This window comes from Ferruginibacter sp. (assembly GCF_031391665.1).
Taxonomy (GTDB): domain Bacteria; phylum Bacteroidota; class Bacteroidia; order Chitinophagales; family Chitinophagaceae; genus Ferruginibacter.
In genome coordinates this window covers 36,080-48,678 of the sequence record NZ_JANMUN010000241.1, presented here as the reverse complement: position 1 = coordinate 48,678, position 12,599 = coordinate 36,080, and the positions used below count along the sequence as shown (strand labels likewise).

Here is a 12,599-nt window from a genome sequence, read left to right as displayed (position 1 = left end):
TAATCCCTTTTTTACCATTAATATCAAAGTAATTTTTCGGATCAATTTCTATACAATTATATACTTTGTTATAATTAATTTCTTTTCCAAAAATTACAGCAGTATAATTTAAATCGTATCCTTGAGTAGTATGGATACATCCGATTTCATTAAATGCGTTTGGTGAATTGATCCAATCCTTATCTGTAGAATTCCATTTAAAATTTAATCCGTCCAATTCAATGTCAGTAATATTTAGAGAAGGTTTTGGGTCTAGTTTTGGATTAGATAACCAAGGCCATGAATATCCTGCAATCATTCTGCATAACCCGAATTCATTTTCTTTTTTTATTAATTCAATATGCAGATCGGCAAAATTGTCAAAAACAAACATTTCATATTTCTCTTCTTGATATCTGGTAGTCTCATTTCTTTTGACATGAAGCAAGTCATCAACGAATTGTATATAATTATTGCCGCCTTTTACTCTCATTTGTGATTTCAAATTAAGCAGTAATGTATTCTTGTCATTTAAAAGTTTTATGAAATTTAGAGATCCAACATCTGATGGCTTTACTGATTGGGCGGAGTCATAGAAGAAAATTTGATTTTTACTATTTGCAATTATCCAATCTAATTCATTTCCATTGCCATCCAATCCTAACTTTTGATTATTTTTTTTAAATGCACCCATCCAACTAATGTTTTTGTATTGTCTTAGTCGGTGAGCTTCATCTACGATTAATAAATCATATTTATCTTTAGATTTAAAAGTATCGGATGGATTGATAACCATTGATGATTTCAATCCTGGGATTTTTTTAAAAACACTTTCTAAAGATTCTCGTAGCGAAGTCATTGCTACTACCAAGCCTATTTTCGCATTTGGATATTTATTCTTGAATTCCTTGATATAATTAACTTCTCTCAATTCGTCATCATTGAATTCTTCAAGCTGATAATTTTCCACATCTGAAGTTAATAGTTTCATCAAATATGTCGCAAGTATTGTTTTTCCAGTTCCTGCACTTCCGCTTATAAAAATTCTATTTGATTCTTTTAAAGTTAATCCATGTAATATTTCAAGAACAGAATTGTACTGATCTTCATTAAGTGATTTATAGGGGGAATATTTAAATAACTCCGAATTCTCAATTTCAGTTAAGGACTTTGTTACAATCTTTTTCTCAACAAGCTTATTCCAAACTTCTTTGAAAAGATTTTTATAGATATCCTGTTGGTAGTAATTGTGGTTGATTAAACCGTAATTACCATTTTGAAGTTTAAATGTACCTTCTGCTGTGATGTATTGAATTAAATTCGATTCAATATCCAATGTGGCGGATTTATTGAATTTATCGGAACCGATTATGGATATTTTATCAAGCTTGCATCTTTCAGGATTAGCCAAATGATTTTTTATTCGACTTAAAGCATTAGTTGATTCGCCTACATAGGCAATTTTAATAGAATCGTTTTGAATAAAATAAACTAAAGGCCATTGATTTTTAACCCAAGTATTTTGTTCAATCCTGTTTAATGATTCTTTAGTAAAATCATATTGTTCCGAAACCTCAATTGACAACTCGAAAGATAAACTCATAGTTCGTCATATTTTTTGGCAGTTCCTTTTGCTTTATTTACCGGGTATTTTTCAGAGTTCACTTTTATTTTGTCAAGAATAATTTGTTTCACATCAAAGCCATATTTATCGGCTAATAAAAATGCAAAAGAAAAAATATCAGCTAACTCTTCGCTTACTTTTTCCTTGTTGGCATCCTCAGCATTTTTCCAGAGAAACAATTCCAATAATTCTCCTGCTTCAATATTGATAGCTAATGCAAGGTCTTTAGGATTGTGAAATTGCTCTCAATCTCTTTCATTTCTAAACTTTATTAGTTCCTTAATTATTTCTTCCGATTCAGTCATTTTACTTGTTGGGTTTATTCATTGATAAAGCAAGTTTGTATTCATCATCATAAGGTAATTTGAGTTGAGAAATCATTTCTGGAATAGCCAACATCCAACTTACGTAATAGTATGCCAATATGTGATAGCCTGAAAAAACTTTGCCTGATATCGAATTTATTCTGTAATCTTTTTTATCAGGGCTATAACCTTGCGTTCCTTGCATTGCTATTTCAAAAGCAATCTCTTTAATTTCTTCTTTTGATTTTTTTTCAAAGAACTGAAAAGCATCTACCATAAACATAACAACTGCCATATTTGTACCAATACCTTTTTGCGACTTTTGAAATTTATCCATTTCCCTTTGCTTGTAAGGATCTTTGGATTTTAAGTCGTAAGGATCTTTTTCAATTGATGAGAGAAGATTATCTATATCCGTCCTTTTTGTTCTGTACTCAACTTCGTTAACGAGTTCAAAATTTTTATCAAGTTTTAAATCTTCTGCCCAATGTAAAACCATTTCATATTCTTCGGCAGGTTCTTTATCATCTCTGTATTGCAAATACTCGTCATAAAATTCCGTAGCATGCTTTAGTTCGGTTGTCGATGGTTGAAAATCTTTTATAAAGTCAATGCCAAACAAATCTTTGAATTGAATAGCATTTACCAAATTATATATTTTGCTTTTAGAAAGAATTTCTTTTGGCGATAGGTCAACTATTTTTTTATCAGTTACTGCCTTTAATCCTTCCTGAATTAAAGCATACAAAGAAAGAAACTGATAAGGCCTTAATTCAGCATATTCATTAAATATGAAATTCTCAATCAGTAAATCAATTGGGGTATTAAAAATTTGTCTGTTCATTCCATCGAAAAGACTTGAGGAGTAACTGGCAATTGAACTTTCGGAAATCCCCATTTTATTAAATTTCTTAATTGTTGGTTCAAGTCCTTTTATAAATTCAGATTTATGTTGTTGGGTAGAAATAAAGAGTTGATTTAATTCTCCTTTTCTTGCTTCGATTACAAAATCTAAGTGAACCAATTCATGCATTATTAAATGCTCTACTGCCGGATAGTTCGGTTTGTATTTTACTATGTGTTTTGGTCTGTCATAATTTTCTGCAAATTCTATTTTGGCTGCAGTAGGAATTTCTGTATCCTCTACAATATCTATTTCTTTGCCACCTTCAAATTCCAGTTTGTGCCTGTATTCCCTGAATATTTTTTTGCCTTCGCCCATTTCAATAATTTTCTTTGAAATATCAAATGCCTGCCTTACAGAATTTTGATACAATACGTCTTTGGTTTTATTGAGTTTAATGGCTTGTATAGTAATGTAAAAAGAAGAATGTAAATCATTTTCCATTTCTGCAATCATGCCTAATGCAAAATGTGTATTTGGGTATTGATCATTAATTTTTATTGCCTCCCAAAAATATTTTTTTGCTTCTTCAAGTTTTCCTTGTTGCATGAGATTAGCCCCAATATTATTAATAGCTATGTTATCGTTAGGATTAGCAATTAAAGCCTGGTCGTAATACTTCATTGCAGTAGGTACATCGTTTTTGAATTTCGCAAAAATGTTACCCATCATTAATAAAGCCCAACCATTTTTAGAATCCCAACGAAGTGAATCAATTAAACAATTGATGGCTTCTTCCTGATCTCCTTCATCAGAAAGTATTTGCCCCATAATTCGATGGTATTCCGAATTAGTGGGATTTTTTTGTATTAAATCTTTAAGTATTGGTTTTGCTTCTGCGTACTTTCCTTTTTCGCAAAGTGCTACGGTTTTTCTGTAGCCTGCCTCCTGTGAGATTATAGTTGGGGTGTCAATTTGTATTGTTACCCATTCATTATCTATTGTAACTTTAGGTTTAAAAGGACCGTATGTATAATAATTTTCTAACTCATTTATTATCAATGAATTACCCCCCCCCCTATTTTTAATTTAGGAAATATTGTAAATAAAAAATCGTCTATTTTATGAATGATTTGCATCTAATTTATATCTAAGTATTTATATAATTTTTCTAAAAAAATTTCTTAATGTCTAATTCAATTTACTAATTCTCAAGAACCGCTTAAATAAGATTTCAACAAAGGTATGTAGTACAGGTGAGTGACAACAACGATGCCCAACAAAGAACAAATGTCCGTTCCAAAAAATTATTTCAACCGCTCTCCTTTTCCAGTTCGTGCCTTTACAAAACATTTGCATCAATCTTTATTTACAGGCAAATCAACATAAAAAACAGTATCGATAAAAAAAATAATACCGCTGTTCATTATTACATTTTCGTCGTGTATATCTTCTAAAATAAGACCTAAGCTTTTATTAAAATAATCGTTACGACGGGTATTCTCAAAGCCATTAAATTCTAAGAAAGCTTTTACATCTGGTAAATGTACCGGGCTGTCTGAAATTACAAATGCCTGTTTTAATACTGCCTGTAAATTATTATCACGTTTTGCAAAACCAATTAATTCATAACTGGTTTCTTCAAACAAAACATTATGCAGGAGGATGCTGTTAAAAAAATCGAGCCATGTGGAATAATATACGGCATCATTAAGCTTTATTACATGCCGTTGATCTGTATTCATGTACACTTCTGCTTCTCCGCCAACAGTTAGCAAACGTTCTGCCTCGGGAGGTCTGTGTACCCACAAATGATTTTCGTTGATGTAATGTATTAGTGCTGCTGCCTGCTCTTCTTTGATGAGGGCTCTGTTATCGAAATCTTTTTTAACCGTTGTACTTGGGCTAAAGCTGCTGCAAAGGAAATTTCGGGCTGCTGTGCAAGTATTAGTTTGCCAGTGGATGTGCGTTCCGCAAATGATATCCTGTATCTTGTTTTTTGTATCATCGTTGAGCATGTTTTAAAATTTGCTGCCTGTTGCCGCTGTAAATATAATAAATACTTACAAGAGTTATCTTATGCAACACCTTTTCCATTATTTAGTGTGTTCATTTGTTATTCACATCAATCTACGCTGCAATAAAAGTTCAATAATGATATGCAGTACAAGAGTGCCCTTCGTTCCTCAGGATAAACTCTGCCAATGAAGCCAAATAGAAATACCAAAGCTTGGCCCAAACCCTTCGACATCGCTCAGGATTATTTCAGCCTCTCCTTAAAATCCAAATCATTATTCCTCAACGTATCCTTTGCCACATCATAACCAGCATCAGCATGCCTAACCACTCCCATGCCCGGGTCGTTGCGTAACACACGGCTTAAACGCAAAGCGGCATCGGCGGTACCATCGGCAACAATTACCATACCTGCATGTATGCTGTAGCCCATGCCCACGCCGCCACCATGGTGCAGGCTTACCCAACTGGCGCCGCCTGCAGTATTTACCAGGGCATTTAATATGGGCCAATCGGCAACGGCATCGCTGCCATCCAGCATGGCTTCGGTCTCACGGTTAGGGCTGGCCACACTTCCGGTATCTAAATGGTCTCGCCCAATTACAATGGGTGCTTTTACTTTGCCGGTGCTCACCAGTTCGTTAAATGCCAGGCCTGCTTTTTCTCTTTCGCCCTGGCCCAGCCAGCAAATACGGGCGGGCAAACCCTGGAAAGCAATTTTTTCTTTTGCTAAATCTAACCAGCGTAATAAAGAAATATTATCCGGAAATAAATTACGAATCACCTCATCGGTTACTGCAATATCATTGGCATCGCCGCTTAATGCTGCCCAGCGGAAAGGGCCTTTGCCTTCGCAAAAGAGCGGGCGGATGTAGGCGGGGACGAAGCCGGGAAAAAGCCCCCCCGCCCCCGGAAGGGGGGATCTGGACTCTAATGATTTGAAAATACTTTCGGAATTTGGATTACTGCTTTCATATTCTATCGCTCTTGCTCTTATATTATTTCCATAATCAAAAGTTATTGCGCCTTTGTCCATTAACTGCAACATTAATTGTACATGCAGGTACATGCTTTGGTAACTGAGTTCGGTATAATGTTCGGGGTTTTGCTGGCGTAAGGTGTTGGCTTCTTCGTTAGTCAAAGTATGCGGCACGTAACCTATCAACGGGTCGTGGGCACTCGTTTGGTCGGTAAGAGTATCGGGAATGATTTCTCTTTGTATCAAACGGTCCAGCAAATGCACGGCATTGCACAACACGCCGATACTTTTTGCAATGCCTTCTTTACGGTAATGCATGGCCGCATTTATGGCATCATCGATATTGGTATGTTTTTCATCAAGGTATTTTGTTTCAATGCGTTTGTCTATGCGCCACTCTTCTACTTCGGCAATTAAGGCTACGCCTTCGTTCATGGTAATGGCGAGCGGTTGTGCGCCACCCCTGCCGCCGAGGCCGGCGGTAACGTTGAGGGTAAAGCGAAGGGAAGCCCCCCCACCCCCCGAAGGGGGGATTTTTAGAGACTGAATATTTTTAGCTGCTTCATCTAATTGAGGTGTTTTTTGCTCCCCCCTTTGGGGGGCGGGGGGGCTGAAATGTTTGTTGGCAATGGCTGCGTAGGTTTCGTACGTGCCTTGTACAATGCCCTGGCTGCCGATGTATATCCAGCTGCCCGCCGTCATTTGGCCGTACATCATCAGGCCCTTTTTTTCCAGCTCATCAAAATGTTTCCAGTTGGCCCAGTTGGGTACCAGTTGACTATTACTTACTAAAACCCTTGGAGCATCTTTATGCGTTTTTAACATGGCTACTGGTTTGCCGCTTTGCACCAGCAATGTTTCATCGTCTTCCAAAGCTTTTAAAGCTTTTATAATTAAGTCGAGGCTTTCAAAATTTCTTGCGGCTTTGCCACGGCCACCATACACAATTAATTCTTCGGGGCGCTCGGCCACTTCGGGATTTAAATTATTTAAAAGCATGCGTAACGCAGCTTCCTGTACCCAGCCTTTGCAGTTGAGTTTGGTGCCGGTTGGGGTGGCGTATTTTATGGGGTCGTAGTTAGCCATTGTTTGAACGGGGATTTGGGGTGATTGATGTTGATTTTGGGGATGGATTGGGTTTGTATTTAAGATTTTCCAATCGCTTAAACTCCAAAGAAATTCCTCCGAAATTTAATAACAATCCAACTTCAAGGTTATACGCTTCTAAATAATTTCTTGCTTGTGCATAATGAACTTTTTCTAAAATCTCTCTTGCTTTTAACTCTACACTTATTAGTGCTTCTACAAAAAAGTCCACCCTTCTTTCTCCAATTTGTTCGCCATCATAAAATATGGGCATGTTAAATTCCCGTACAAATTGCAATTCCAATTTTCTCATTTCAATTTCCATTGCCCATTGGTAAATCACTTCCTGGAAACCATTACCTAAAGTGGAATGTACTTTCATGGCGGCACCAATTATTTTTTTTGTTATGTCTTCGTATTTAAACTGCGTCATAATTATATTTTTTGTCTGTACGTGGATTTTGAAGGATTAGAGGGATTGTATAGATTTTTTATTTCCAATCTTGTAAATCCTTTTAATCTACCCAAATCCCCCGTTCTAACTTATCCTTTTCATCCGCCCAAATCACCGTTCCGACAATTGTTTTATCAATTGCGTTTCTCTCACATCATACGGCGTTCCGTCTTTCCTAAATATATCATGAAACCAGGGATTGGGTTCGGGGCTGCCTTCTTTACTGCCCCAGGGAAAAATGGTATTGCTTTTGCCGCTTACCAATCCCCAGTTGATGGCACCAACATTATAGCGTTTTAAAATGGGTAAATGCGTTTCAAATTTACTCTTGTTACTCCTGGCCATATATTCGGTACAAATTACCGGACGGCCAATTTTTTGTAAACTGTCTATAGCTTTTTTCATAGAAACGGTGTCTTCGTAATTATGAAAAGTTATCACATCGCTATGTTGCAATTGATAAGCGTTAACAACAGGGAAATCCATAAACCAAACACCGGCAGTTAAGGGTTGCGATGGCCTTACCGCCCATGCCCATTGAAAAACTTTTTTTAATAATGGTAACGAAGTGATACCGTAACCACTGTTTGCCGGTTCGTTATACAGGTCCCACATTAAAATGCGTTTATCATTTTTAAAACTGTTTAAAATATCAGTTACATATTTTTGAAGATAAGCCCATTGTGTGCTGTCGTTATGTACACTCATGCCCGGGCTTCTTACCCAACCGGAATTATGAACACCGGGTTTAGGATCGGGTTGTTTACCAGTGGCAGGCTCAGGGTTCCAGCAATCATCAAAAATGCAAAACAATATTTTTATTTTATGTTTTGCGGCAATGGTTAAAAAACTATTCATGCGCTTTTTAAATCCTGCTGCATCTGCTTTCCATGCCAGGTCGTGCAGGTACACCCTCATTACATTCATACCGATGGCTGCAGCCCAGCCTAATTCTTTATCAATTGTTTTGGCATCAAATGTTTCTGCCTGCCACATATCTAATTGGTTGATGGCGGTGCTGGGTAAAAAATCGGCCCCCACTAACCAGCTTTGTTTTTTGTACCAATCGTTGGCTTTTGCTGCGGACCAGATTTTTGATTGGGCAAACCCGGTAGAAATGATGAATAGCAGTAAACAGAAAGGAAAATATTTTTTCATATCATTATAATTTTCACGCAAAGAAGCAAAGGAGCAAAGCCGCAAAGTTTTCTTAGCACCTTGTGTTTTTAACTTTGCGCCTTTGCGTTGAAATCTTTTTTTATAAATTCAATTGCCTTCACCATATCCACATTTAAAATTCTATCCGCATCATTAAAGCTTATTTCTTTTCTAAAGGCTGTAACTATTTGTTCAATGGCTGGCGAACTTTTTAATGGCCTGCGGAATTCTAATGCCTGCACAGCAGTTAATAATTCTATGGCTAAAACTTTTTCTACATTATCCACTACCCTTTTGCATTTGGTGGCAGCGTTGGCGCCCATGCTCACATGGTCTTCCTGGTTGTTACTGGATGAAATAGAATCTACACTTGCCGGTGTACACAATTGTTTGTTCTCACTTACAATACCTGCGGCAGTGTATTGCGGTATCATAAAGCCGCTGTTGAGGCCGGCATCTTTTACTAAAAATAAAGGAAGATTTTTTTGTCCGCTGATGAGTTGATACGTTCTTCTTTCGCTGATGTTGGCCAACTCACTCATGGCGATGGCTAAAAAGTCTAAACCTAACGCCAGGGGTTGGCCGTGAAAATTTCCGCCGCTAACAATCAGGTCATCATCAGGAAAAATATTGGGATTGTCGGTAACCGAATTTATTTCTTTGATGAAAATACTCAGCACATAATCGAAAGTATCTTTAGTAGCGCCATGCACCTGCGGTATGCAGCGGAAAGAATATGGATCCTGTATCTGTTGTTTTTTTTGTGTGGCGATGGCGCTGCCTTGTAATAATTCTCTTAATCTTGCTGCGGTGCTTAGCTGGCCGCTATGACTGCGGATGGAATGAATTTTTTCATGCAGTGGTTCCATGGTGCAATCAAATGCATCAAAAGAAATGGCAGCAATAATATCGGCCCATTTTAATAAACGGTCGGCCTGCATTAAATTATGCATTCCATAAGCACTCATAAATTGTGTACCGTTTATCAACGCCAAACCTTCTTTGCTTTGCAATTGTATCGGTTGCCAGTCAAACTTTTTTAATGCTTCGGCCGCAGGCATTTTTTTTCCTTTATGCATTACTTCTCCCAAACCAATTAAGGGTAAACTTAAATGCGACAAAGGTGCCAGGTCACCGGATGCACCTAATGAGCCCTGTGTATAAATTACGGGGAACACATCGGCATTGTACATTTCCATTAATCTTTTTACGGTATCTATCTGCACACCGCTGTGGCCATAACTGAGCGATTTTATTTTCAGCATCACCATCAGCTTCACAATATCTTTTGGCACTTCTTCTCCCAGGCCACAGGCATGCGATTGTATTAAATTACTTTGCAGTTGCTGCAATTGTGCGGCATCAATTTTTACATTTTGTAAATAACCAAAGCCGGTGTTGATGCCATAAAATAATGCATCGGGGCTTTGTAATTTTTTATCGAGGTAATTGCGGCATTCGGTAATGCGGTGGTGTGCATCAAAAGTAATAGATACCAGCTGATCGAACTGTAACAGGTTTTTTACCTGCTGAAAATTCAACGGGCTTTTATCTAAAGGCAAATAATTATAACTCATGGGCTGGCGTTTTTGGCAAATCGTTTTTTAGTTTTAGTTTAGGTAAAAGTAACACAAAAACATTTCTCTGCTGCTGATTTAGGGCGGTAACTATTAATGAAAAGTTTAGCTTTTCTTTTCTATTTTTGAACAATACTTTATTTCTCTTTGCTTTATACCATTAACCCCTGTTATGCAAAAAATTATTTTTGGTTTGTTTACATTTTTTTTGTTTGGCTTTGCAAAAGCACAAACGGTTAAAGTATTGGTAGCGGATAAAAAAATAAGCATGCGTGGGCTGAGTGTGGTAAATGATAAAGTAATTTGGGTTAGCGGCAGCGAAGGGGCTGTGGGCAGAAGTATTGACAGCGGCACCACATGGAAATGGATAACAGTAAAAGGTTTTGAAAAAACCGACTTCAGGGATATTGAGGCTTTTGATGGCATGACGGCTGTAATTATGGGTATTGCCGACCCAGCTTATATTTTAAAAACAGTTGATGGTGGTGATAGCTGGAAAGTGGTGTACGAAAATAAAACTAAGGGCATGTTTTTAGATGCCATGCATTTTTGGAATGAGATGAGCGGCATTGTAATTGGAGACCCCATTGATGATAAAATTTTTATTGCCCGAACTTTTGATGGCGGCACAACCTGGGAAAGTATTCCGCCACAGTATTTTCCTGTTGCTGAAAAAGGTGAAGCCTGCTTTGCATCGAGTGGTACCAATATTGTTGCATTAAATTTAAGCGAAGCAGTTTTTGTTACGGGTGGTTTACGCAGCCGAATGTTTATACGCAATGATAAATTTGAAATGCCGATACTGCAGGGAAAAGAAAGTACCGGCGCCAATTCGGTGGCTGTAAAAAATATAAAAAAGAAACCAACTATAATTGTTGTCGGCGGCGATTTTACCACCAAAGATTCAACCACAAAAAACTGCTGCATTACAACTGACGGAGGTAAAACTTTTACCGTGCCGGATATTGCACCGCATGGCTACAGAAGTTGTGTGGAATATTTACAAAAAAAGAACTGGTTAAGCTGCGGACTAAATGGTGTGGACTACAGTACAAATGATGGCAAAACATGGACATGGATTAGCAAAGAAAGTTTTCATGTTTGTAAAAAAGCAAAAAAAGGTAAGGCTGTTTTTTTTGCAGGTAATGGTAAAATTGGTAAACTGGTACAATAAATGTTAGGTGTAACCGGGTATGATAAAATTTATTCTTGCTGTATGCATTTTATTTTTTTGTAACTGCACTGTGGCGCAAAATAAAAACATTGCAGCCATCATTATTAAAAATACGATAAGGCAGCCAATCTACATTACTGCACATGCGGTAAATGAAAAATCCACTTTCATCTATTGCGATTTTGCAAAAGCTCCGCTTAATTTTAAAGACAGCGTAATTAATTTTGATACGGTTCAGGTAACTGCGATTGATTTAGTATTTACAGATTTTCCTTCTTACAATGATTTAATAAAGCTTAATACACAGAGAATAGAAAATCTATTTACAAAATATCCTTCTCTTGCAAAAAATAAAACCATAGCCTGGAAACTGGTGAGGCAAACCAAAGGTGCTGAAAAAGATTCGGCTCTAAATCTTTTTCATGGCTTTGTAATGTATTACCGGCCATTGCAAAATAAAACTACCATTGCGGCTGATCTTATTAAATTAAAAGAAATGCTGGCACCAAAAGACAGCATGGCTAAAAGAAGAAATGGTTTTGTAACCGGCGACACTACCGAACTGCGTAAGCAATACGAAATTGAAGATTATACTACTGTTTTAAAATTGCCTGTGAAAGAAGCACTGCAATATTTAGGTATTGATGAAAGAGAAAAAGTAATTTATAAAAATTATGATTCGCTTTTTGTGTATTTAAAACCAACTGGTGACAGTTCTTACAAACAAACTTTAAAACCGCCAGTTGATTCTACTGTTTTAAAAGTGCTTGACCGTATGCAATGGAAAAACATGCTGGTGGTGGCCGATGTTACGGCGAGCATGTATCCTTACGCCGGGCAATTATTGTACTGGTTACAATTGCATGAAGATGAAAGACGCATTAACCAGTTTGTATTTTTTAATGATGGGGATGATAAGGATGATGAACAAAAAATTATTGGAAATACCGGTGGCGTTTATACCACTGCATCATCTGTTTTTGAAGTAGTGGAGCAATTGGTTTTTAAAACGATGAGCAATGGTAATGGCGGTGCCATACCGGAAAATAATATTGAGGCATTATTAAAAGGAACTGCTGCCTGTACAAATTGCGATGCTGTGGTTATGATTGCAGACAACAATTCTGCTGTAAGCGATATGGCATTACTAAAACAGTTACATAAACCGGTTCACATTATTTTGTGCGGTGTACACGATGCTGTTAATCCAGATTATTTAAATATTGCAAAAAGCACCAACGGTTCTGTGCATACGGCAGCAGAAGATATACAACTGGCCAATTTAAAAGAAGGAGAAAAAATTATAATCAATAACCATAGTTATAAAATTATCAATGATAAATTTATTGTCCAATAAAAAAGCCGGTGAAGAATCACCGGCCGGAAAATGGATATTTAACACT

The 12,599-nt window shown here is 37.1% G+C and carries 9 protein-coding genes and 1 pseudogene; 2 read left to right on the top strand and 8 right to left on the bottom strand.

What is annotated here, in order from left to right:
- From ACY651_RS18490 to hutH, 8 genes and pseudogenes are all read right to left on the bottom strand, one after another.
- The coding region (locus tag ACY651_RS18490) for a DNA/RNA helicase domain-containing protein (RefSeq protein WP_462254985.1) at positions 1-1,582 on the bottom strand (1,582 nt) is incomplete at its 3' end.
- A pseudogene (locus ACY651_RS18485) lies at positions 1,579-1,815 on the bottom strand (MazG-like family protein); the annotation flags it as partial. The pseudogene ACY651_RS18485 and the gene ACY651_RS18490, both read right to left, overlap by 4 nt.
- Before the next feature lie 94 nt (positions 1,816-1,909).
- Positions 1,910-3,814 (bottom strand): tetratricopeptide repeat protein, encoded by a 1,905-nt coding sequence (locus ACY651_RS18480; protein ID WP_462254984.1) that lies wholly within the window; start codon positions 3,812-3,814, stop codon positions 1,910-1,912.
- Between the two features lie 296 nt (positions 3,815-4,110).
- The gene (locus tag ACY651_RS18475; RefSeq protein ID WP_462254983.1) at positions 4,111-4,770 is read right to left on the bottom strand and encodes a putative polyvalent protein kinase domain-containing protein; all 660 of its coding nucleotides are present in this window, start codon (positions 4,768-4,770) and stop codon (positions 4,111-4,113) included.
- Between the two features lie 242 nt (positions 4,771-5,012).
- Positions 5,013-6,833, bottom strand: coding sequence for a urocanate hydratase (gene hutU, locus ACY651_RS18470; RefSeq protein WP_462254982.1), 1,821 nt, complete (start codon positions 6,831-6,833; stop codon positions 5,013-5,015).
- Complete coding sequence (locus tag ACY651_RS18465; RefSeq protein WP_462254981.1) at positions 6,826-7,266, bottom strand: GxxExxY protein; 441 nt, start codon at positions 7,264-7,266, stop codon at positions 6,826-6,828. Before ACY651_RS18465 ends, hutU begins: the two co-directional genes overlap by 8 nt.
- Before the next feature lie 132 nt (positions 7,267-7,398).
- Positions 7,399-8,445: a cellulase family glycosylhydrolase gene (locus ACY651_RS18460; protein ID WP_462254980.1), complete on the bottom strand. Its 1,047-nt coding sequence runs from the start codon at positions 8,443-8,445 to the stop codon at positions 7,399-7,401.
- Positions 8,446-8,513: 68 nt separating this feature from the next.
- Positions 8,514-10,022: a histidine ammonia-lyase gene (gene hutH, locus ACY651_RS18455; RefSeq protein WP_462254979.1), complete on the bottom strand. Its 1,509-nt coding sequence runs from the start codon at positions 10,020-10,022 to the stop codon at positions 8,514-8,516.
- Between the two features lie 172 nt (positions 10,023-10,194).
- Here hutH and ACY651_RS18450 point away from each other — a divergent pair, with 172 nt between their 5' ends.
- Entirely contained in the window at positions 10,195-11,196 is a 1,002-nt protein-coding gene (locus ACY651_RS18450; protein WP_462254978.1) for a WD40/YVTN/BNR-like repeat-containing protein, read from the top strand.
- A gap of 19 nt (positions 11,197-11,215) precedes the next feature.
- The gene (locus ACY651_RS18445; RefSeq protein ID WP_462254977.1) at positions 11,216-12,553 is read left to right on the top strand and encodes a hypothetical protein; all 1,338 of its coding nucleotides are present in this window, start codon (positions 11,216-11,218) and stop codon (positions 12,551-12,553) included.
- The last annotated feature ends 46 nt before the right edge of the window (positions 12,554-12,599 follow it).